This window comes from Nocardiopsis oceani, assembly GCF_054777395.1.
In genome coordinates, this window is record NZ_BAAHAR010000004.1 from 123,441 (window position 1) to 144,864 (window position 21,424).

20 protein-coding genes and 2 pseudogenes are annotated in these 21,424 nt (G+C 69.8%); 6 read left to right on the forward strand and 16 right to left on the reverse strand.

Annotation, left to right across the window (positions count from 1 at the left end; all coding sequences use genetic code 11):
* Window positions 1–46: 46 nt before the first annotated feature.
* Together ACYVDG_RS03440 and ACYVDG_RS03445 are read right to left on the reverse strand one after the other, a co-directional pair.
* Window positions 47–736, reverse strand: coding sequence for a response regulator (locus ACYVDG_RS03440; protein ID WP_460746776.1), 690 nt, complete (start codon window positions 734–736; stop codon window positions 47–49).
* Complete coding sequence (locus ACYVDG_RS03445; RefSeq protein WP_460746777.1) at window positions 703–2,079, reverse strand: sensor histidine kinase; 1,377 nt, start codon at window positions 2,077–2,079, stop codon at window positions 703–705. Before ACYVDG_RS03445 ends, ACYVDG_RS03440 begins: the two co-directional genes overlap by 34 nt.
* 185 nt (window positions 2,080–2,264) lie before the next feature.
* Here ACYVDG_RS03445 and purB point away from each other — a divergent pair, with 185 nt between their 5' ends.
* The 4 genes from purB to ACYVDG_RS03465 all read left to right on the forward strand — a co-directional run bounded on the left by purB (window position 2,265) and on the right by ACYVDG_RS03465 (window position 5,476).
* Window positions 2,265–3,695 carry an adenylosuccinate lyase gene (purB, locus tag ACYVDG_RS03450; protein WP_460746778.1) on the forward strand — a complete coding sequence of 477 codons (1,431 nt, stop codon included), beginning with the start codon at window positions 2,265–2,267 and terminating at the stop codon, window positions 3,693–3,695.
* Between the two features lie 201 nt (window positions 3,696–3,896).
* A complete protein-coding gene (locus ACYVDG_RS03455) occupies window positions 3,897–4,196 on the forward strand; it encodes a hypothetical protein (RefSeq protein ID WP_460746779.1) in 300 nt (99 codons plus the stop codon).
* A 598-nt stretch (window positions 4,197–4,794) separates the two neighbouring features.
* Window positions 4,795–5,061 carry a hypothetical protein gene (locus tag ACYVDG_RS03460; RefSeq protein ID WP_460746780.1) on the forward strand — a complete coding sequence of 89 codons (267 nt, stop codon included), beginning with the start codon at window positions 4,795–4,797 and terminating at the stop codon, window positions 5,059–5,061.
* On the forward strand, window positions 5,036–5,476 hold the full coding sequence (locus ACYVDG_RS03465) for a hypothetical protein (RefSeq protein WP_460746781.1): 441 nt from the start codon (window positions 5,036–5,038) through the stop codon (window positions 5,474–5,476). The genes ACYVDG_RS03460 and ACYVDG_RS03465 overlap by 26 nt, the downstream gene beginning before the upstream one ends.
* Window positions 5,477–5,483: 7 nt before the next feature.
* Here the strand turns inward: ACYVDG_RS03465 and ACYVDG_RS03470 are convergent, their stop codons facing one another.
* From ACYVDG_RS03470 to ACYVDG_RS03480, 3 genes are read right to left on the reverse strand one after another with little or no spacing between them, the layout of a single operon-like run.
* Window positions 5,484–5,993: a flavin reductase family protein gene (locus ACYVDG_RS03470; protein WP_460746782.1), complete on the reverse strand. Its 510-nt coding sequence runs from the start codon at window positions 5,991–5,993 to the stop codon at window positions 5,484–5,486.
* Window positions 5,990–7,171 (reverse strand): acyl-CoA dehydrogenase family protein, encoded by a 1,182-nt coding sequence (locus tag ACYVDG_RS03475; RefSeq protein WP_460746783.1) that lies wholly within the window; start codon window positions 7,169–7,171, stop codon window positions 5,990–5,992. Before ACYVDG_RS03475 ends, ACYVDG_RS03470 begins: the two co-directional genes overlap by 4 nt.
* Before the next feature lie 2 nt (window positions 7,172–7,173).
* Window positions 7,174–8,049 (reverse strand): alpha/beta fold hydrolase, encoded by an 876-nt coding sequence (locus ACYVDG_RS03480; protein ID WP_460746784.1) that lies wholly within the window; start codon window positions 8,047–8,049, stop codon window positions 7,174–7,176.
* Between the two features lie 484 nt (window positions 8,050–8,533).
* Between ACYVDG_RS03480 and ACYVDG_RS03485 the strand changes: the two genes are divergently transcribed.
* The gene (locus ACYVDG_RS03485) at window positions 8,534–9,523 is read left to right on the forward strand and encodes an AraC-like ligand-binding domain-containing protein (protein WP_460746785.1); all 990 of its coding nucleotides are present in this window, start codon (window positions 8,534–8,536) and stop codon (window positions 9,521–9,523) included.
* 63 nt (window positions 9,524–9,586) lie between these two features.
* Here ACYVDG_RS03485 and ACYVDG_RS03490 read toward each other — a convergent pair whose 3' ends face one another.
* The gene (locus ACYVDG_RS03490; RefSeq protein WP_460746786.1) at window positions 9,587–10,549 is read right to left on the reverse strand and encodes a threonine ammonia-lyase; all 963 of its coding nucleotides are present in this window, start codon (window positions 10,547–10,549) and stop codon (window positions 9,587–9,589) included.
* Between the two features lie 50 nt (window positions 10,550–10,599).
* On the opposite strand from ACYVDG_RS03490, the gene ACYVDG_RS03495 reads away from it, so the two are divergent.
* Window positions 10,600–11,193, forward strand: a complete 594-nt coding sequence (locus tag ACYVDG_RS03495; protein ID WP_460746787.1) for a flavin reductase family protein — start codon at window positions 10,600–10,602, stop codon at window positions 11,191–11,193.
* An 81-nt stretch (window positions 11,194–11,274) separates the two neighbouring features.
* Here the strand turns inward: ACYVDG_RS03495 and ACYVDG_RS03500 are convergent, their stop codons facing one another.
* The 10 genes and pseudogenes from ACYVDG_RS03500 to ACYVDG_RS03545 form a co-directional block, all read right to left on the reverse strand.
* On the reverse strand, window positions 11,275–11,946 hold the full coding sequence (locus ACYVDG_RS03500; RefSeq protein ID WP_460746788.1) for a maleylpyruvate isomerase family mycothiol-dependent enzyme: 672 nt from the start codon (window positions 11,944–11,946) through the stop codon (window positions 11,275–11,277).
* A 158-nt stretch (window positions 11,947–12,104) separates the two neighbouring features.
* On the reverse strand, window positions 12,105–13,172 hold the full coding sequence (locus ACYVDG_RS03505; RefSeq protein WP_460746790.1) for a lytic polysaccharide monooxygenase: 1,068 nt from the start codon (window positions 13,170–13,172) through the stop codon (window positions 12,105–12,107).
* 77 nt (window positions 13,173–13,249) lie between these two features.
* On the reverse strand, window positions 13,250–14,695 hold the full coding sequence (locus ACYVDG_RS03510) for an endo-1,4-beta-xylanase (RefSeq protein WP_460746791.1): 1,446 nt from the start codon (window positions 14,693–14,695) through the stop codon (window positions 13,250–13,252).
* 189 nt (window positions 14,696–14,884) lie between these two features.
* On the reverse strand, window positions 14,885–16,951 hold the full coding sequence (locus ACYVDG_RS03515) for a glycoside hydrolase family 48 protein (RefSeq protein ID WP_460746792.1): 2,067 nt from the start codon (window positions 16,949–16,951) through the stop codon (window positions 14,885–14,887).
* Between the two features lie 457 nt (window positions 16,952–17,408).
* The gene (locus ACYVDG_RS03520) at window positions 17,409–18,221 is read right to left on the reverse strand and encodes an IclR family transcriptional regulator (RefSeq protein ID WP_460746793.1); all 813 of its coding nucleotides are present in this window, start codon (window positions 18,219–18,221) and stop codon (window positions 17,409–17,411) included.
* The gene (locus ACYVDG_RS03525) at window positions 18,218–19,057 is read right to left on the reverse strand and encodes a carbohydrate ABC transporter permease (RefSeq protein ID WP_460746794.1); all 840 of its coding nucleotides are present in this window, start codon (window positions 19,055–19,057) and stop codon (window positions 18,218–18,220) included. The genes ACYVDG_RS03520 and ACYVDG_RS03525 overlap by 4 nt, the downstream gene beginning before the upstream one ends.
* Window positions 19,054–19,257: pseudogene (locus tag ACYVDG_RS03530) on the reverse strand (sugar ABC transporter permease); the annotation flags it as partial. The gene ACYVDG_RS03525 and the pseudogene ACYVDG_RS03530, both read right to left, overlap by 4 nt.
* Before the next feature lie 63 nt (window positions 19,258–19,320).
* The gene (locus ACYVDG_RS03535; RefSeq protein ID WP_460746838.1) at window positions 19,321–20,472 is read right to left on the reverse strand and encodes an RNA-guided endonuclease InsQ/TnpB family protein; all 1,152 of its coding nucleotides are present in this window, start codon (window positions 20,470–20,472) and stop codon (window positions 19,321–19,323) included.
* 174 nt (window positions 20,473–20,646) lie between these two features.
* Window positions 20,647–21,237, reverse strand: a pseudogene (locus ACYVDG_RS03540) (extracellular solute-binding protein); the annotation flags it as partial.
* Window positions 21,238–21,369, reverse strand: coding sequence for a hypothetical protein (locus ACYVDG_RS03545; RefSeq protein ID WP_460746795.1), 132 nt, complete (start codon window positions 21,367–21,369; stop codon window positions 21,238–21,240). It abuts the pseudogene before it with no gap.
* Window positions 21,370–21,424 lie beyond the last annotated feature (55 nt).

The following is a 21,424-nucleotide window of genomic DNA, read 5'->3' on the forward strand; positions in this document are numbered from 1 at the left end:
CGCCCCGAGTCTGTGCGGTGCAAGCGAGGCCGGCGCGGTGCGCGCCTCAGCCCGACTGGGCGCGCAGGTGGGCGAGGACGGCCTGGACCCGGCGGTGGACGCCGTCGTCCGGCGGCAGGTCCAGTTTGGCCAGGATGTTGCCCACGTGCTTGCCCACCGCGGCGTCGCTGACCACCAGCCTGCGGGCGATCGCCCCGTTGGAGTGGCCCTCGGCCATGAGTTCGAGCACCTGGCGCTCACGGGTGGTCAGCCGCTCCAGCGGGTCGGAGCTGCGGCGCAACAGCTGCCGGACGACCTCGGGGTCGACGAAGGTCGCGCCCTCCACGACCCGGCGCAGTACCGAAGCGAACTCCCGCACGTCCCCCACCCGTTGTTTGAGCAGGTAACCGACGCCCTTGCCGTCCCCGGAGTCGAGCAGGTCCGTGGCGTAGCTCAGTTCCACGTACTGGCTCAGTGCCACCACGGCCAGCCCGGGGTGCTCCCTGCGCAGCCGCACGGCGGCGCGCAGGCCCTCGTCAGTGAAGTCCGGGGGCATGCGGATGTCGGTGACCACCAGCTCGGGGCGGTGCTCGCCCACCGCCCCGACCAGGGCGTCGCCATCTTCCACCGCGGCGACCACGGGGAAACCGAAGCGCTCCAGCACACCCACCAGCCCCTCGCGCAGCAGCACGCCGTCCTCGGCGAGCACGGTCGGTACCGGGGTCACGGCGTCGGGTTCTGGGGCATCGGTCCGCACGGCAGCTCCACTCGAATCCGGGTCGGCCCCCCTTCGGGGCTCGAGAGTCCCATTGTGCCGCCCATCACGGCGACCCGGTCGCCGAGACCGGTGAGGCCGGTACCCCGTCCGGGGTCGGCTCCCCCGGCGCCGTTGTCGGTGACCTCGACCGCGAGCGTGCCGACGGCGGCGGGGGCGGCCGGGGCGAGGTGCGCGCGCACGGTGACGGCGGTGGCGTCGGCGTGCTTGTAGACGTTGGTCAGGGCTTCGGCCACCACGAAGTAGGCGGTGCCCTCCACGTGCGCGGGCAGCCGGTGCGGGATCGCGGTCTCGACGGAGACGGGGACGGGGCAGTGGTCGGCCAGCTCCTGGAGGGCGTCGTGTAGGCCGCGGTCGGTGAGCACCCGCGGGTGGATGCCGCGCACCAATTCCCGGAGTTCGTCGATGAGCTCGTCCGCCTTGCCTTGGGCCGCGGCTACCCGGCTGTCGGCCGGTGAACCCTCCTCGAGGTCGACGCGGGCCATACCCAGGTCCATGCTGAGCGCCACGAGCCGCTGCTGGGCGCCGTCGTGCAGGTCGCGTTCGATCCTCCGGCGCTCGTACTCGAAGGCGTTGACCAGGCGGGCCCGGGACTCGGTGACCTGGTCGAGCTCGGCCCGCAGCTCCTCCTTGGGCGGGCCGACCAGGAGGGCGCGGGCGATGACGCCGTGGCCGTAGGACATCAGTCCGCAGGCGTAGAGGAGCAGCGCGGCCAGGATCGGGGAGGCCAGGGCGTGGGGCACGGCCTCTGCCGGGGTGGTGAGGGTGGCCCAGGCCACGGAGATCGCGGGTTCGTTCTCGTTCAGCAGTAGGAATGGGCTGAGCGCGAGAACGAGCGTGAGGGAGGCCAGGGCCCCCAGCAGGAGGAAGACGAGACCGAAGATGGGGAACATGGCCGCCGCATAGACCACTTCCCGCCAGGTGGCGGCCTCGGAGTAGCGGGTGTGGATCCAGCCCCACAGTCCGGCCGGCGGGGCACGGTGCCCGCTGCGGTTCTCGTCCGGCATGACGAGGTAGAGACGGCGCCGTTCCAAAACGCCCAGGGGGATGGCGACGAGCGGGGCGAAGCAGAGCACCGTGCACAGGCCGAAGAAGAACCAGAACACCAGCGGACCACTCGAGGTACCGGTCCCCAGCATCCCGGCGAAGAGCGCCCAGGGCCCGTACACGGGCAGCGCCACGGAGAACAGGACGACCCCGACCACCAGGGTGGTCAGTGTGTAGGCCAGGGACCGCCAGGGCCAGGACGTGAGTAGGTACCTGGGGCTGGCGAGGGCCTGGAGCAAGGTGCTCGGCGCCCTTCCCGGGACGTTCCGCGTGATCATGGACTCAACGCTAGAACGCCGGCCCCGGGCGGGGACATCCGCCGGACCCACCAGTTCACGGTAGGGACCGCCCTACCCGTACGTTGGGGGCGGGCCCCGCCCAGGCCGACGTGTCGGCCCGCCTCTGGAAGCGCGGGTGGGCCGCCGCGCGTTCGCCGCAGTTCAGGGCGATAGAGTGACACGACGTGAGCGCGAAACCTGTGATCCCCGATGTCCTTGCCGCCCGCTACGCTTCCGCGGAGCTGACCCGGCTGTGGTCCCCCGAGTACAAGGTGGTCGCCGAGCGGCGGCTGTGGCTGGCTGTCCTACGCGCCCAGGCGCGCCTGGGTGTGGACGTCCCGGCCGGCGTGGTGGAGGACTACGAGAAAGTCCTCGAACAGGTCGACCTGGCCTCCATCGCCGAGCGCGAGCGCGTCACACGGCACGACGTGAAGGCGCGGATCGAGGAGTTCAACGCCCTCGCCGGGCATGAGCACGTCCACAAGGGCATGACCTCGCGTGACCTCACCGAGAACGTCGAGCAGCTCCAGACCCGCGACAGCCTGGTCCTGATGCGGGACCGCGTGGTGGCGCTGCTCGCCCGGCTGGGGAAGCTGTCGGCGGAGTACCGCGAGACCGTCATGGCGGGCCGGTCCCACAACGTGGCCGCGCAGGCGACCACCCTCGGCAAGCGCTTCGCGTCGATCGCCGACGAGGTGCTGGTGGCCCACGGCCGCTTGGAGGAACTGATCGACCGGTACCCGCTGCGCGGTATCAAGGGTCCGGTCGGTACCGCCCAGGACATGCTGGATCTGCTCGGCGGCGACCGCGAGGCGCTGGCCACCCTGGAGGGCGAAGTCGCCGAGTACCTCGGCTTCGAGCACCGCTTCACCAGCGTGGGCCAGGTCTACCCGCGTTCCCTGGACTTCGAGGTTCTGACGGCGCTGGTCCAGCTGGCTGCCGGCCCGTCCTCCCTGGCCAAGACCATCCGCCTGATGGCCGGGCAGGAACTGGTGACCGAGGGTTTCGCCGAGGGTCAAGTCGGTTCGTCGGCGATGCCGCACAAGATGAACACGCGCTCCTGCGAGCGGGTCAACGGTCTCACCGTGATCCTGCGTGGTTACGCGTCGATGGCCGGTGAGCTGGCGGGTGACCAGTGGAACGAGGGCGACGTGTCGTGCTCGGTGGTGCGCAGGGTCGCGCTGCCGGACGCGTTCTTCGCCTTCGACGGCCTGGTCGAGACCATGCTGACGGTGCTGGACGAGTTCGGTGCCTTCCCCGCGGTGGTCTCCGCCGAGCTGGACCGCTACCTGCCGTTCCTGGCCACCACCAAGATGCTGATGGCGGCGGTGCGCGCCGGTGTGGGCCGGGAGACCGCGCACGAGCTCATCAAGGAGCACGCGGTGGCCTCCGCACTGGCGATGCGCCAGGAGGGTGTGGGGAACCAGCTCTTGGACCGGCTCGCCGCCGACGAGCGCTTTCCGCTGGACCGCGCAGAACTGGACACCCTGTTGGCCGACCGGATCACCTTCACCGGTGCGGCTGCCGACCAGGTGGCGGCCGTGGTGGCCCGGGTCGACGAGATCGTGGCCGCCCGTCCGGAGGCCGCGGCCTACACTCCCGGCTCGATCCTCTAGGTCTCGCTCCTGGCCCACCGAGGGCCCCGATCATGCTGCCCCTGGGTGCGCGGCGTGTTCGGGGCCCTTCGTTGTGTGCGGGTCGTCGTGTGCGGGCACCGCATCATGGGTATGACGCAGTTCACTTGAGCTAACACTAGGTTTGAAAGTTAACGCCTATTACGGTTGTGCGTGTCGACACCCCTCACCCACGGAGCCACCATGATCGACCCCACCTCGTTCGGCGCCGCCCTGACCACGCTGCTGGTTGTTGCCGCGATGGTCATCGCCTTTGGCCTGGCGATCCTGTCCGACATGGCCATGCGCCGCCGCGAGGACCGCGCCGACGACCGGGCCGGGACGACGGACAGCGCGGCCGAGGACGACACCCCCACGGCGGAGCTGGCCGAGACTTCCGGACCCGCAGCGAACGGCGCCTCCGACGAGATCCCCGAAACCAAGGAACTGGTGGCCAGCGCCCCGACCGGCAACGCCACCGCCAACGGCACCTCCGGCAGCTGACCGCACAAGAGTGCGCTGCATCGGCCCCACGAACCGTCTGAGCCGACCGCGCAGCTGGAGGCCTGCCGACCTGCCCTTCGACTACCGTCGACGACCGGTCAGAACGTGGTGGTAGTGGTCGGCGGCTTCGAACCGCGCGAGGGCCGCCTTCACTGCCTCCCAGACCTCGGCCTGCTCTCCCGTAGGCTCCCCACCGGCGAACTGGCGGATATGGCACGGGCGCCCGCCCGACCGGACTACCTACGCCCTACTTTGCGGATTCGGCCCACAATTCAGGTCATATGCCGCTAATGTCGACGCCACCGCGGCACCCCCGCGGATCGTTCGATCGGCGCCTGCTCCGCCGCTCTCTGCCTCGGAGACGGAGCCGCCATGTCCGGTCCACATTCCGCGCACACATCCGTGGCGCGACCATCACGGCCCCTGCCCCCGTCGGCCAAGGTCGGCCTGGGCTGCTGCGGTTGCGCAGGCCTTGGTTTATCGGGGTTGGTCTCCCTCGTCGTTCTCGCCTCGCTCCTGCCCTCCTCTGAGGAGGAACCCCCCGACGGTTTCGGTCGCCGAGTCACCCTCGCCTACCGAGGAGCCGCCCCTCGAACTGGTGGGGCTCCACCTTCCCGAGGCCGAGGAGATCCTCGACGAGGCCGAACTGGGCCTTGGCGAACTGGAACTGGCCGCGACCGGTGAGGACGCGGAGTGGATCCGCTCGGCGATGGTCGTGTGCGGCCAAGAGGTCGGTGAGGAGGAAGCCGACCTGCTGGTGGCCCCCCGAAAGACTGGACTGCGCAGAGGGGGAAACGGCCGAGGACTGGCCCGAGCTCCCGGAGTTCACCGGGGACACCGTGGACGAGGCCCGCTCCTGGGGTGAGGCCGCGGGGCTGACGGTTGTGGTGGAGAGCGCCTTCGGGGACGCTGACGCCCCTACAGAAACCGCCGACCACCCGGTGTGCGGGCAGGAGCCCGAGCAGGCGACCGCGCCGTTCGACGACGGGCTCGAGGTAGAGCTGTTCGTGGTCTCCGACGGCCAGGACTGCCCGGCGGAGATCGGTGACCCGAGCCCGGAACCCGAGCCCGAGCCGGAACCCGAGCCGGAGCCCGCCCCGGCCCCGGAACCTGAACCGGCGCCCGACCCCGAACCGGAACCCGAGCCCGGACCGGTCGAGGGTGTGCACCCTGGGGCGTTCTGTTCGGAGCACTGGCAGTACGGCCACACGAGCAACGGGACGCTGATGCAGTGCACGACGACGGACGAGGACACGCGTTTCCGCTGGCGAGCCGCCTGAACAGCGATTACGCCACAACCGCCGTCTCGTCCAGCGCGTACCAGGACCGGTCGCGGTAGACCAGCGGCGGCTCGGAGAGACTGCCCGGTTCCGCCTCCAGGACGTCGACCACGCTGAGGGTGGCGTTGGCCACCGTGCACCGGCGCACGATCCTGCCCCGCAACCAACTGTCCACACTGAGCAGGAGCGGCTCCCCCGTGGCCAGTCGGCGCCAGCTGGCCGGGGCGGCGAACCGGTCGACGCCGCTGACGGAGAACCGCTTGGCCAGCTCCACCTGCCCGGCGGAGAGCAGATGGACGACCACCGTGTCCGCCCGGGCGATCCGGGGCGCGGTCGACGACCGCCCCGACAGCGAGAACGCGAGCAGCGCCGGATCCGCGCTGACCGAGATGACCGAGGTGGCGGTCAGCCCCACCGGCCCGTCCCCGTCCTCGGCGGTGATGATCGCGACCCGGGCCGCGTGGTTGCGGAACGCGCTCCGGAACCGTTCGGTCAGCTCTCCGCCGGATTCCGTCACCGCTGTTCCTCCACCAGGTCCAAAAAGACCCAGCGGCCCTCGGGCGCCAGGCCGCTCAGCCACTTGCCGCACTTCTGCAGCACCACCGGACTGGAGGTGATGTGCTGGGTGCCCGCGTGCAGGTCGCGGAAGTACCGCTGGAGGTCGCCCCGGCGCAGCGCGGCCGTTCCCGCCCACTTGTACACGGTCTCGCCCACCTCGTGGACCGACCAGGTGGCGTTGTTGAGCATGAGCCTGGTGTGGGTCTCCTGCTCGGTGGACAGGTGCTCGCCGCGGCCCAGGGTCTCCTCGTTGGCCGCCCACACCCGGTCGGAGAAGGCCTGCGCCGCCCGCAGCTTGGCCTCGGCCATCGCGTACTCGGCGTGGAACTGCTGGGTGTCCACGGAGGCGCCGGGCGTGCCCGTCTTCTGCGCGACGAGCAGGCGCATCTCGTCCAGCATGCGCCGACCCACCCCGAACGCCCATCCGGTGTGGCAGACGCCGGCCATGTTCGCCAACCCCATGCGGTAGACCGCGCCGCCGATGCGGACGTCCATGGTGGACGCCTCGTAGACGTGCGTGTCCGGCACGAACACGTCGTCGCACAGGTAGTCGATGCTGGCGGTCGCGCACAGGCCCATCACGTCCCAGTTGTCGACCGGTTCGGCCTGTTCGACGGGCAGCGTGAAGACCAGTGCCTGGCCGGTCTCCTCGCACCAGGCGGCGGTGTGCACGTGGGAGGCCATGGTGATGCCCGAGGCGAAGTGCCAGTGCCCGCTGATCCGGTATCCGCCGTCGACCTTGACCGCCTTGCCCAGCTTGGTGCCCTGCCCGGCGACCAGGGCGTACGCGTCGGCGGCCGGGTCCGGGTAAAGGTCCCGTGCGGCCTCGGGCCCGAGGTAGGCGGCGGTCGTCCCGGTGACCATCTGCACGGCCATGTAGGCCCACCCGGCCGAGGCGTCGGCGTAGGTGATCCGGGCGATGGTGTCGATGACCTGGCGCGGGGAGAACTCGTAGCCGCCCAGTTCGTGCGGAAGGCTGGCCAGAAAGGCCCCGCTGTCGCGTAAGGCCCGCACCGCCGGGTCGGTGAGGCGGCGGAGCTCCTCACCCTTGTCCGCCTCCTCCCTCAGGACCGGGTCGATCTCGGCCAGGCGGTCCATGAGGGCGTCGAACTCGTCGCTGACGTGCAGTTGGCTCATGCTCATTGCTCCCTTTCCAAGGTGCGGATCCAGTCGATGACGGGGACGACGGTCTCGTCGGAGTTGGCTTCGAAGGCCAGGCCGTGGCCGTTGCCGTCGATGCCGTGGTCGGGCAGGTGGAGGGGTTCGGCCTCGGCTCCGGAGCGGCGTAGGAAGTCGATGACGTCCGGGGCGAACGCGGCGAAGGCGGAGGCGCCCCCGGTGACCACGCCGACCGGGGTCCCCGCCAGGCCGGGTACGGGTCGGTCCAGAATCTCGGAGGGGTGTTCGGCCGGCGGTTCGGTGGGGATCTTCGCGCTGGTCAGGCCCCAGGCAAGGGTGCCCAGACCGGGGAACTCGGCGAACGGTGGGCCGACGGGTTCGATCGCCACGATCCCCGCGACGGCGCCCGGCCGTGCGGCCGCGGTCAGCCACCCCACCGGTCCGCCCGCCGAATGTGTGACCAGCACCGCGGGGCCGGTCAGGTCGAGGAGCCGGGCCAGCCGGTCGGTGTCCATCCGTTGGGATTCGGCGAGGTCGGCCGGGAGGGGACCCATCGGGCTGACCAGACGGTCCAGGTCGGGGGAGCCGATGTCACGGCCGAGCCGCCATTGGGTCTGGGTGTCGCGTGCGTCCTCGGGCAGGAAGAGCGCGGCCGCGGCTTCGTAGGGGAACTGCGCGCCCATGGGTCCGACCACGTCGGGGTGGTAGGGGGAGCGGCCGTGCCCGCAACGGTCGACCACGTACACCGCGAAACCGGCCGCGACCAGGTGGGAGAGCCACCCGGGCCTCCCGTCGGGGGTACCCATCCAGTCGGTGCCCTGGCCGCCGCCCCCGTGGACGAGCACGAGCGGGAGCGGGCGTGCACCGGTGGCCGGAGCCTCCCAGTGCACGAACATCGGGGCCCGTTGCGCCGTTCCGGCCTCGGTGCGAACCCGTTCGCCGGGGATCCATAACCGTCCCCGGCGGACCGTGACCACCTCTCCCCCGGCCTTGTGCGGTGCCGGCATACCGGTCCTCCTCAGGCGTCGGATCGAGCGCGCGGAGGAGCTGACCGCCCCGCTGCTCGTACCACTCGGACTACTCGTGCGGTGGGGAGCGGGGGCCGGGCTCGTGTGGTGACTCGTGCATGGGCTGGCCGGAGCACCCTGTCCTCGCGGTGAGGCCGGGGTACCGACGGGGTAAGCAAGGTCTGGCCCCCGGCGTCCCGGTAACCGGACCGTGCCCTGGACACTAGAAAACGCCTGGTGGGTAGGCATACGGCGACAGCGCACAGCCCTGTCGCCCGCGTGCAGTGTGGATCGCCGGCCTTCCCCTCGGCGGTGCCGTGGGCCACACTCGGTCTCGTTCCCCAGCGCGCACCCGTGAGCCGTGGAGAAGGCGATGACAACGCTGTTGGCGCACGCCGACGACCTTCTGGAGAGGCCGGGCACGAACAGGGTGCACTTCGGCTCCTGGGCGGTGGCGGTTCGGGAGAGCGTGATGCGGTTCCGGTTCGACTGCGCCCGGCCCGGTGACTTCAGCGGCGTGATCCGCCACCGGGCGCTCAGCGACGTCAACTTCGTGGACATGGCCTGCGGGAAGCACGCCGCGTACCGGGACCGGGACTCCATCACGGAGGCCGACAGCGGTCTCTACGTGCTGACGCTGCAGCTCTCCGGGCAGCTGTGGCTGACCCAGGACGGCAGGACAGCGGTGCTCGGGCCCGGGATGTTCGCCGTCTACGACTCGTCCAGGCCCGCGGAGATCACCGCAAGCGACGACTACCGGTCGACCTGTATACGGTTCCCCAAGGAGCGGTTGGGATCGCCCCAAGCCGAACCGCTGGCCGACCTGACCGCGACCGCGTTCGAGTACGGACCGGGGCTGACCGCCGCCGCCTGGGACACGGTGCTCACCCTGAACCGGAACCTGGAATCGATGGGCCGACGGGCGCCGCTGGCCGTCCGCGGCAGCATGGACCTCGTCCGGGCCATGCTGTCCGCCGAACTCGGCGGTCCCGGAGGGCTGTGCTCCGATCGGCCCCAGGAGGTCCTGCTGCGGGAGATCCTCGAGTACATCGACGCGTGGCTGGGCGACCCCGGACTCGGCCCGGCCAGGATCGCGTCCGCGCACCACATCTCGCTGCGGTACCTGCACAGCCTGTTCGAATCAACGGAGCACAGCGTGTCCCGGTGGATCCGCACCCGCCGGATCCAGATGTGCCGGACGGACCTCGCTGAGCCGGGGCTGGCGCACCTGGCAGCATCGGCTATAGCGGGGCGGTGGGGTTTCCGCAGCCCTTCGCACTTCGGTCAGGTCTTCAAGCAGGGGACCGGCCGCACGCCGGCCGAGTACCGCGCACTCGCCCTGGACCGACCCACCCTGTACTGACCCACCAGTGCGCGCGCTCGCGCCGGTGCACCGCGGGGCCGGATCCGGGACCGGGCGAGGGACTCAGCCGGTGGCGACCAGGCGGGCGAGGAGGTAGGGGTCGACATTGCCCCCGGAGACCACGGCGACCGTCGCCTCGGGCCGGTCCGGGACCGTGTCGACCCGCCCCGAAAGCAGCGCCGCGGCGGCCAGCGCTCCGCTGGGTTCGGCCACCAGCCGGGAGCCGTGCGCCAGCAGGCCCACCGCACGGGCGATGTCGTCCTCGGAGACGGTGACCACCTCGTCCAGCCGGTCCGCCAGGTGGGCGAAGGTGAACTCCGACAGGCAGGTGCGCACCCCGTCGGCCATGGTCCGGTAGGTGCGTTCCGGCTCCCAGGTGACGAGTCGGCCCTCCCGAAGGCTCTCCTGGGCGTCCGCGGCCAGTTCCGGCTCCACACCCACGACCCGGACGGGGCGCGGGTGCGCCGTCCGGGCGGCGGTGGCCACGCCCGACGCCAGCCCTCCCCCGCCGACCGGAACCACGATGGTGGTGACCTCGGGCGACTGTTCCAGAATCTCCAGGCCCGCGGTGCCCTGCCCGGCGATCACCCGGGCATCGTCGAAGGGCGGGACCAGTGCCAGCAGTTCGCGCTCGACCAGTTCCTGGGCGGCGGTGAGCCGTTCGGCCGGCGGAACCGGCACCACCCGGGCACCCGCCGCCCGGATCCGCTCCACCTTAATCTCGGGCGCCCCCTCGGGCACCACCACCGTGCAGGCCACCCCCTGCCGCGCCGAAGCCACGGCCAAGGCCAGACCGTGGTTTCCGGAGGAGTGGGTGATGACGCCCTTGCCCCGTTGGGCCCCGTTGAGCAGGGCCACCGCGTTCGTGGCCCCGCGCAGTTTGAAGGCGCCGGTGGGCTGCAGACTCTCGGGTTTGAGGAGGAAGGGACGCCCGGTCTCGGGTCCCGCGGTCAGGGGGGTGCGCACCACGTGGCCTTGGATCCGGGTGGCGGCGGCCCGGACATCGTCTGCAGTGACCAGTTCCATCCGGCGAGTATGCCCGGGGCCGCCCCTCACACACGGGATAATCGGTACCGATGCGTACTGAACTGACCCCCGACGACCTGCCCGGCCGGGGCTTCTACAAGCTGATGACGTCCGTGGTGGTCCCGCGCCCGATCGCGTGGGTCTCCTCCACTTCGGGGGCCGGTGTGGACAACCTGGCCCCGCACTCCTTCTTCACGGTCTCCTGCACCGAGCCGCCCATCGTGCAGTTCACCTCGGTGGGGCGAAAGGACTCCCTGCGCAACGTGGAGGAGTCCGGCGAGTTCGTGGTCAACCTGGCGCCGGAGCCGTTGCAGGACCAGATCAACGCGAGCGGGACCGCCTACCCACCGGACGTGAGCGAGTTCGACGCGCTGGGGATCAAGCGGGAGGCGAGCACGTCGGTGCGCCCGCCACGGGTGGCCGACTCGCCGGTGGCGCTGGAGTGCGCGCTGCACTCGACCCTGCGCCTGGGGGACTCCACCGTCGTGTTCGGACGGGTGCTGAACGCGGCCGTGGACGAGGGCGTGCTGGTGGACGGCCACCCGGAGGTCACCCTGCTGCGCCCGATGGCCCGGCTGGGGCGCAACGAGTGGTCCACTCTGGGCGAGGTGCGGGCGATCGACCGCATCCCTTACAACCCTTGAGTCCTCTGCCCCTGAACCGAGCGCCAAGGGCGGGGGCCGGTGCCGTGTCCGGGTGCCCGTGACCCCGCCCACGGGCCGCGGTCACACGCTCAGGTCCACCTTGGGTGCGGGCAGCGTGGGCAGGAACGGGGCCACCGGTGCGGGGTCGCCACCGGACCAGTCCATGGCCAGGATCTGGGCGACGCTGCGTCGGCCGGTCACCGCACGGGCCAGCTCGAAGGCGGTGCCGCTGAGCGTGAGCGTACCGCCCTGGCCGAGGTTCCACTCCTGTCCGGTGTCCGTGGCCTCGACCCTCAGGGACGGGGCCTCGTCGGGCCACCCCTTGGCCAGGCCGCCTAGGGGGAAGGCCGCGAGCTGGTCGGCGTCCGCGGTCTGGGCGTCCAGCCCCAGAGCGCCCCGGATGTCGTTCTCGTGGTGCCACACGTCCAGCGCCGGCAGGGAGTAACGCGCCCTCTTCTGGGTGCGCATGATCTCCACCAGGGCGGGGGCGCTGTCACGCCACTGGGCGCCGATCTCGTCGATGCCCAGGTGCTCGCGGTCGGCGACCTGGCGTGCGGTGACCTCGTCGGTGGCCGGAGGCGTGACCTTGTCCTCGGCGACCTCGGCGCTGAGCCCGGCCAGGTGGGCGAAGACCTGGTGGACGGTCCAGTCCGGGCAAGCGGGGACGACGGTGTCGAGCTGTTCCTGGTCCAGGGTGGCGGCAAGGTCCAGCAGTCGGCCCTGGCAGTTCTCGTAGATGCGCGCGGAGTCCATCGCCCCACCGTACCTAACAGTGTTAGCCCAGCTGCTCCGGACCGGCCGGACGTCCCGGGCCGGAGCAGCCGGTGGTGGTGGCCCGACCCCGGGGCACGGCTACCCGGGGCCGGACCCGCTTGCGGGGTTCGGTGCGAAGTTCAGGGTCCAGTACGGGGTCAGGCCTCCTGGCACTCCACCCTGGGTTCGATGTTCACGTCCTCGAAGCTCGCACTGAAGGTGAAGGACGCGGTCTCACCGGCCTCCAGCACCCCGTTGTCCTCGATGTTGGTCGCCTCGAAGTGCGCACCGTGGTTGACCCAGGTGGCACCGCTCATCTCCAGGATCTCCTGGCGGTTGGCGAACACCCAGTCCACCATCCAGCCGTCGGTCCCGTCGGGGCCGGCCGTCACCTCGACCTCCGCCTCGAACTCGCCGTCGGTCTCTTCGGTGACGGTGTACTCGGCCGTGCAGTACTCCTCCGGGGGCTCGGTGGGGTCGGGGCTCGCGGTCGGCTCACCGCTCGGCTCCTCAGTGGGCTCCTCGGTCGGATCCGGGTCCCCCGGTCCGGTGCCGGGGTCCTCGCCGAAGACCACGTCGGAGCAGTTGTAGAAGGCCTCCGGGCTGTCCGAGCGCTCCCACACCACGTAGACCATGTGGTGTCCGTCCCGCTCGGGCAGGTCGACGTCCCAGTAGTACTCGGCTCCGGCGTCGCCCTCACTGCGCAGGGGCGGATCCACGACCTCGTCGATGAGCTCCAGGTCGTCCCAGTTCAGCGGCGACTCGGGGTCGAAGCCGTCGGTCGTGACGTAGGTGAAGAACGTGCCGGGGTGCGGGGCCCACGCGTTGTGCCGGAACTCGACGGTCTCCCCGGGTGGCAGTTCGGTGGTGGGCCAGTCCGTCCTCGGCTCGTTGAAGGCCGCGAAGTCCTCGCTGGGACCGCACAGTTCTCCGTCGGGCACGTACTCCTCGTGCTGCCCGTCGGAGTCGGGGATGAGGTTGCCGTACCAGTTCCAGAACGCGTAGTCGCCGCCCTCGGCCAGGGCGTCGGCGCAGGCCGGGTTGGTCGGGTCGAGGGCACCGCCGCCGGTGCCGCCGGTGGCGTCGTCGAAACACGCGAAGGTGCGGCTGGCGGGATAGGTGAAGGCGCCGTGGGCCTCGGCGGAGTCCGGCAGGGCGACCACCGCGGCACCGACCGCGAGGCCGCCCAGCGCCAGGCTGAGGCCGAGTATGTGTAGTGGGCGCATAGGGCAATCTCCCGTTCCTTGTGGGGGAACCCGGCCGCACGCGCGTGCGGCCGGGCATTGGGGGGTTCCAGGGAGTGTCAGGTGGTGCAGGCGGGCTCGGGGCTGTTGGAGGGGGGTCCGCTGCCGAGGAATCCGAACGAGGTGGACTCCCCCGGGGAGAGTTGGCCGTTGTGCTCGTCGTTGACGGCCGTGACCTGGCCGCCGCTCTGGGAAACGGTGGCGTTCCAGGCCTGGTCGATGCTCTCCGTTCCTTCGGTGGCCCAGGTGACGGTCCAGCCACTCAGGTCGGTACCGGCGGTGACGGTCACTTCGCCCTGGAAACCGCCGTCCCACTGACTGACCAGCGTGTAGTCGGCGTCGCAGTCACCGGTGGGGTCGGTGGGGTCGTCGGTCGGGGGATCCGTGGGCTCGTCGGTCGGCGGGTCGGTGGGCCCTGATCCGGAACCGCCCAGGGCCTCGTGGATCGCCCAGTAGGCGTCCTTGGGGGCGTAGTCCTCGTCGATGGGCAGGGCCGCCCCCTCGCCCTCGAAGTGGTCGGGGACCCAGGAGTAGGCGTCGGTGACACCCCATACGGTCACCCCGGTGCAGCCGTCGATGTCCAAGCACATGTCCACGACCTCGCCGTAGTCCTCGGCCTGTTGCAGCAGGTCGGCCTCGGTGGCGGGGGTGTCCATCCGCACGTCCAGTTCGGTGATCCGCACGTCCAGGCCCAGGTCGACGAAGCGCTGGATGTTGTCGCTCATGGTGTCGGGGACCTGGCCCACGATCAGGTGCGCCTGTAGTCCGATTCCGTCCAGCGGGACGCCCTGCTCCAGCAGGTCGACGGCCAGGTCGTAGTAGGCGTCGCTCTTCGCGTTGATCCCGTCGATGCTGTAGTCGTTGATGTACAGGTCGGCTGAGGGATCGGCGTCCCTGGCCATGTACAGGGACTGGGCGATGAAGTCCTCCCCCAGCGTCTCGTGGAAGACCGAGTCCCGGTACTGGGCCTCGTCGTCGATGGGCTCGTTGACCACGTCCCAGGTGTCGATCTGGCCGGCGAAGCGCCCCATCGTGGTGTTGATGTGGTCGTCCATGACGGCGAGGAGTTCTTCTTCGGTGAAGCCGCTGTCGGAGACCCAGGAGGGCAGCTGGCTGTGCCAGACCAAGGTGTGTCCGTGCACGTCCTGGCCGTGGTCCTCGGCGAAGTCCACAACCCGGTCGGCCCCGGCCCAGGAATACTCGCCCTGCTGTGGTTGGACGGACTCCCACTTGAGCGAGTTCTCGTGGGTGACCGAGTTGAACTCCTCCGCCGCGGTCTGGGCGTAGGCGTCCTCGTCGAGGTGGTGGTCGGCGACGGCGGCCCCGATGAACGTGCCCTGTTGTTCGGCCAGTTCACGGAGGGTCTGCTCCTGCTGTGCAGTCTGCGCGGAGGCGGGAGCCGCCGCCGTGGACTGTCCGTTGAGGACCGCGGAGAACCCGGCAGCGACCAGTCCAAGGGTGAGTGCGGAGGCGGCGGCTGTGTGTCTGAGTGGACGACCCGGCATCGGGGCTCCTTGGGGGAAGGGAGGGATCGGCGGGACCCGGCCAGCAGGAGAGCACCGGTAGCGGGTCGGGAGAAGGGCGGGCGGGTGGGCGCACCCGGAGGGTGGTGGGTGCGGGACGGGCCTGCTGGCCCGCCCCGCACCGGTCGGTGGTCAGCGGTTACCGGTCATCGGCGGTGGAGCGGCGGGGCGTCAGTCCTGGCCGCCCTCCCCGTCGTCGCTGTCGCCGCCGAACAGCTCGCCGTGGGTAGCGAGAGCGGTGGCCACGTCGACCTGGGCCCAGAAGCGGTGGTAGGTGAACTCGGGCGCTTCGCCGCCGTCCAGGTACTCCTCGACCTGTGCGTAGTCGGGGTCGTCGAAGTAGAACGAGCGGATGGACTCGAATGTGGACTCGGAGTTGATCTCGTCGCCGTTGGGCATCGTCCCGGAGAAGTCGTCCGGAACGTACAGGCCGCCGTCCGGCGCGTCGTACGGGTCGTTGAACCGGTCGTAGTCCTCGCGGACCTCCGGCACGGACACCCCGAGGTCGCCCTCGTTGGCCATGAGGGCGTCGAGCAGGCCCTCCGCGGTCTCCAAGGAGGCCTCGTCTCCAGTGGCGGAGGCGTAGTGCAGGAGGGTCTTGGCCAGACCGGCGGCGATACCGACGTCCTGGTTGTGCGAGACGACGTCCACGCTCAGGTCGGGGTTTCCGGTGGGCGTGCCGTCCCAGTCGTCGGGCTGTCCGCTCCACTCCATCTCGGCGGGGATGGCGAACTCCCCGTCCGAGCCGACCGTGGTGTTCTCGATCGCCCAGGGAATCCAGTTGTCGAGGATGTCCCCGGCGCGCTCGTCACCGGTGATGCGGTGGTACTCGGCCACCCGCTCGATGTCCCAGATCTGGAAACCGAACCACTGGTTCGAGGGCGGGTCGTGCCAGACCGGCTGCTCGTCGTAGTACAGGCCGTGGAACGTCGAGGTTCCCGCGGGCGGCTCCTCGTAGCTGCCCTCCCAGCTGTTGGTCGCGCCGCCGGCGATGCCGCCGTCGGAGGACTGCAGCCACTGGATGAACTCCAACTGGCGGTCGAGGCTGGTGCCCCAGTCGTCGGCCCCGGTGGGTGACTCCGGCTGGAGCGCCTCGGACTCGGAGAGGGCGTAGGCCGTCATCACGTTCTGGTAGCCCTGGTGGGCGGAGGATCCGCCGATCCGCCAGGCCCACGGGTACTCGGCGCTCTCCAGGGCTCCGCCCCAGGAGTAGTACCAGGCGAGCAGGTAGTGCGCTGAGTCCTTGCCCGTTCCGGGTGGGCAGGACTCGGCGTCGACGCACTCGCCGATCTCCTTGAAGTACTTGTCGAACATGGAGTAGCGCAGGTAGTCGCCCATCATCGCCGCGTTGGAGATGCTGTCCGCGATGGCGGACTCGTTGCCCTGCTCGGCGGCCCACTCGTGCGCGAGGTAGGCGACCTGGACGGCGCGCGCGTCGGCGTCGGGCGCGTTGGTGTAGCGCCACTGCTCGGAGGCCTCCGGGTCGTCGACGAACAGGTCGACGTAGCCGTTCTCCGCTCCGTGTTCGAAGGTTTCACAGGAGGGGTGGGGCACGGTCTCCCAGACGGACTCGTTGGAGCCGCGCTGGAAGGTGTTGATGTAGCCGGGGGCGTCGTCGCTCCCGTCGCCGCAGAACCCGTAGCCGTAGACGTTGTCCACGTCGAGCAGCCAGTGCATGCCGTAGATCTCGTCGGTGCCGTAGGTACTGCTCAGCTCGTCGGCCAGGGGATCCTCGCCGACTTCGACTCCTTCGGTGAGGGGCATCGGGTAGTCGCCCGGTTCGAGCGACTCGGGGATGTAGGTGGCGGGGTCGGAGGGGTCGTAGGCTTCGTTGGTCGGCTGGTCCTCCGTGCCGGGGATGATGAAGGCCTCCATCGATTCCCAGGCCTCGTTGAAGGGGTCCCAGTCACCGGAGAGCCGTCCGTAGGACGCCTCCAGCCAGAGGTAGTAGCTGTAGGCCTCCGAGGTGGTGGCGTGCCCGGTGTCGGGTGCCTCCACGATGAGGTTCTCCACGGAGTGGTAGGGCACCAGGAGTCCGTCGAACTCGCGGAAGTATCCGCTGCTCGGGTCCTTGATCTTGTCGTACAGGTCCATGAACTGCGACTCGTACTGGGTGAGCTCCGGGTTCTCGGCGCGGACCGTGTCCGCGACGGGTGTGTACTCGTAACTGTCGGAGATCACCGGGTCGGCCTGTGCGGACACGGCCGTGAAGGTGGCCGCGACCAAGGCGGCGCTCATGGTCACGGGTAGTAGCCAGGGCCGTCGGGCGGTCCTGCCTGAGCGGGGGGTTTTCACGTCGTCCTCCTTGGGGGACGGGCGTTAGCGGGGGGTGGCCTTCGGCGTGCGTCCTCCGGCCGACGGCCCGGGTCAAGGGGCTGTTGGTGATGGTCGTGGTCGCGGTGTGGCGGTGAGTTCCCGAGGGCCCGGACAGGTGCCGCGGCATGGACGGTTTCGAACCGTCACTCTTGGGAGCGCTCCCACTACACAGTGCCGAAAAGGTAACACCATTGAAAGAGGGGCGCAATGGGGGAATCCGGAGAGAATCCGCCCGGCTTTCACGATCGGCACCCGGTACAGCACCAGACCCGGGCCCGGCAGGCTGCACCGCGACCGGCCGTGGGGCAGCCCCACCCCCATGCGGTCTCCCTGAGTCGGTATCACCAATTCCCGTGGTCAGTGCACCGGCCTCCGTGGGTCAGTGCGCCTGGGACGCTTCACCCGCATCGAAAGACGGCTGACCGCCCAGCTCGACGGAGACGCACGCGGCCACTTGGGGCCCCAGCCGCCGCACTCGGGCCACCGGCAGCTGGCTTACCAGCGCGGACACACTGATGGCGGCGACGGGGTCCTGATTGTGGGCGAACACCGGCGCGGCGACGCAACGCACCTCCGGTTCGTTCTCCCGGTCGTCGATCGCGTAGCCGCGCTCGCGCACCCGGCGCAGTTCCTCCGCGAAGGCCCTCGGATCGGTCACCGTCCGCGCGGTAACCGCAGGAAGCCCCGCCGCCACCACGTCCACCACGAGGTCGTCCGGGCCGAACGCGAGGATCGCCCGGCCCACCGCCGTCCGGTAGGCGGGCATCCGTGCACCGATCCGCGAGGCCATCCGCACCGTGGCCGTGTCCTCCACCTTGTCGATGTAAACGACGTCGTGGCCGTCCAACCGCACCAGGTGGCAGGTGTGCCCGGTGTGCCTGACGAGGCCGCGCAGGTGGTTCGAGGCGACCGAGCGGAGTTCCATGTGGTCCAGGTAGGACTGCCAGAGCAACAGCGCCGCGGTGCCCAACCGGAACCGTCCGCTGTGCGGATCACGGGCGAGAAGACCGTACTCCACCAACGGCTCGGACAGGCGCAGCACCGTACTCTTGTTCACCCGCAGGCTCTCGGCCAACTCGGTCAGGCTCGCGCCCCCGCTCTCGACCGGACTCGTGCGGACGAACTCCACGATGGCCAGCCCGCGTCGGAGCGACGCCGAGGAATTGCGCCGCGGAACCGGTGCCGCGCTCACCCCTTCGCCGCCCCTCCCAGTCCGGTCGCGAGCCTGTGCTGCACGAACAGGAAGAACACCAGGACCGGGACGGTCATCATGACCGAGGCCGCCATGATGCCGCCCCAGTCGTTCTCGTCCGGCCGGAAGAGGGACAGCAGGGCGATCGGCAGGGTCTGGTTCTCCTGGGCCGAGATGATGAAGGTCCTGGCGAACAGGAAGTCGTTCCACGTCATGATGAACGAGAAGATACTGCAGGCCACCACACCCGGCGCTACCAGGGGGAACAGCACCCGGGAGACGAAGGTGAGGCTGCCGGCGCCGTCCAGCCACGCCGCCTCCTCCAGCTCCTTGGGCACCGCCGCCACGAAGCTCCGCAGCATCCAGATGGCCAGCGGGAGGGCGAACGCCATGTGCACCAGCATGAGTGACCCGAGGTGGTTCAGGCCCACCCCGGGGACTGCCTGGCCCATGGTGCGCATCAGGAAGAAGAGCGGGATGGTCAGGGCCTCGATCGGGACCATCTGGGCGATCAGCACCATGACGAGCAGGGTCGTGCGGAGCCGGAAGCGGTACCGCGTGAGGGCCACCGCGGCCAGGAAGGCACAGAGGGTCGAGACGGTCACGACCACGACCGCCACCAGCACACTGTTCAGGAAGTACTGGCCGAACCCGTCGATCAGCAGCACCCTGCGGAACGAGTCCAGGGTCGGGTCGAGCGTGTACGGCGTGGCCTCACCGGCTTCCAGGTCGACCCGCGGCCGCAGCGCCGAGAGCACCATCCAGTAGAGCGGCAGGGCGACGGCCAGCGCGATCAGCAGCCCCGCGATGTCGTTCCTCAGTCGGCGGAGAGTCACAGCACCTCCCCTTGACGGCGCAGGGCGCGCAGGTAGACGAGCGTAATGAGGAGCAGGAGGAGGGTGGTGACCACACCGGTGGCCGACCCCAGCCCGTACTGGCCGGAGGCGAAGGCCTGTTGGTAGGCGTACACGTTGAGCACCAGGTTCTGTCCGGCGATCCCGCCGCCCCCGGACATGATGAAGATCTGCGTAAAGATCGTCAGCTTCTCGACCTAAAAGGACCGAGCTTGCAGCTCCAACCCGTACCTGGCAGGTACAGATCAGGCCGCGTCGTCGGCAGCGTGACTCACTGCCCAGACCACGACACCGCGCTTGGCGATGTTGCGGCCTGCGTTGACGTCGGCGTGCTCAGCGAAGCCGCACGACGTACACCTAAAGGTGGCCTGTTCAGGCCGGTTCTTCTTGTCGATGTGATCGCACTCGCTGCACCCCTGGGAGGTGTAGGCCGGATCCACGTACATCACCGGCACCCCGACCCGTTTCGCCTTGTAAGCGATGTAGGAGCCGAGTTGAGCGAAACTCCATGAGTGCAGGGTGACCCGCTGGGGCTTGCGTAGCCGTGCCCTTGTGCGGATGCCGCCCAGGTCTTCCAGGGCGATACCGCGCCAGGTGCGTTGAGCCTCGGTCACGATGCGTTTGGAGATGCGGTGGTTGGTGTCAGCCGCGAACCGCGCTTCACGGCCCGACAGTCGGCGCAGCACACGCTTGGCGGACTTAGTGCCCTTCTTCTGCAACCGCCCGCGCAGAGCGCGATGACGGTGACGGAGATGGTTGACGTGTTTACCGGAGTAAAGGGTCCCGTCGGAGGTGGTGGCGATGTTGGCGATACCCAGGTCAACGCCGAGGAACCCGTCGGGGGTGTACTCCTCGAGCTCGGGGACCTCGCACGTGGCGTATAGGTACCAGTTGTCGCCACGTCGGACCAGGTCGGACTCGCCCTGCCGGTGCTCGGCAAGCATCTTCAACTGGTCAGGCGAGCCAGTGAACGGTAGACCTTTCATCCGTCCCTGAACGGTCCAGATCGACACGGTGCGCGCGTCCAATTGCCAGGACAGGCACCGGTCGTCGAAGGGCTGTGCGGCGTCCTTGCGGAACCGCGCCGGCGTGTTCTCCACGCTCCTACGACGCTTGGACCCCTGGCGGCCGTAGTTCCCGGCCTTGAGGTTGGCCTTCAAACTGGCGTAGGCCCCAGCGACCTTGCGAACGCAATGGATCGTCGGCTGCGCGGACAGACCCATCACCTTCAGCTCGTCATAGACCAGGCGCTGCAACGGTGCTTTGGCCTTCACCCCGCTCCGGTGCGCACGCCGAGAGGCGTGGTTGGCCGCCTGGTTGCACAGCTTCAACGTGTCCCACAGCGCCGCCTCCTGTGCGGCGTCGGGGAGCAACTTCACCTGCACAACGATCTTCATGATCGAACACTCTAACGACACCACCCCGACGTGCGGGGCGAAACCAGAAAACTCCCCGCAGCCCGCCACACCCGTTGCTCTTACCCACACGAACCAGCGAACTGACGCGTTCCCGATCAGTTCCGAGCAGGTCTGGGGCGAGCAGAGGTCGTCGGAGAAGATCTGCCCGTACAGCTCCAGGCCCCGTTTGGCCCCGGCGGAGTCGATGGTGGCAATGCAGGCGTCGCTGTCGGGCTCGGCGATGTCACCGCCGTGCGCCCAGACGAACGGCATCATGGCGTAGGTGTAGGCGCCGCCCGCGGAGATCCCCAGCATGCCCGGGGCGGCTTCGCGTACGGCCCGGTCGGCCCCCACGGCCTCCTCCTGGGTCTCGGGGACCTCCAAGCCGAGGTCATCGAAGATGTCGGTGCGGTAGAAGTGGGCGCGGGCGCCGAGGAACCAAGGGACGCCATAGGAGACCCCATCGATCCGGGCGGTGGCCGCGACGTCGTCGGCGATGTCGGCGTAGGGTTCCCTGTCCGCGAGGCCCTCGGTGAGGTCTACGAAGCCCGCGGACTCCACGTACCCGGCCAGGTCCGTGTTGCCGTACTCAGCGACGTCAGGTGCGGAAGAGGGGTCGGAGATGGCGCCCTGGAAGCGTTCGGTGCGGGTATCGACGAGAATGTACTGGACCTGGGCATCGACGCCATCGTGCTGGGCCTCGAACTCCTCGACGGCCGCGTCGACGACCTGTTCCTTCGGCTCCTGGCCGACCTCGGAGTACAGTCAGACCCGCAGCGTTCCCTCCCTCTCGTCCGCGTCGGAGCCGGTGCCACTGGTCTGGGCGGGCGCGCATGCGGCCACCAGGACCGCAAGCCCGAGAATCGCGCAGGCACGTGCCTGGCCGAAGATGCGCATCTGAAACTCCCTAGACGGGTCGGGATAGAGGGCAGAGAGGGCTGGCCGTCTAGGG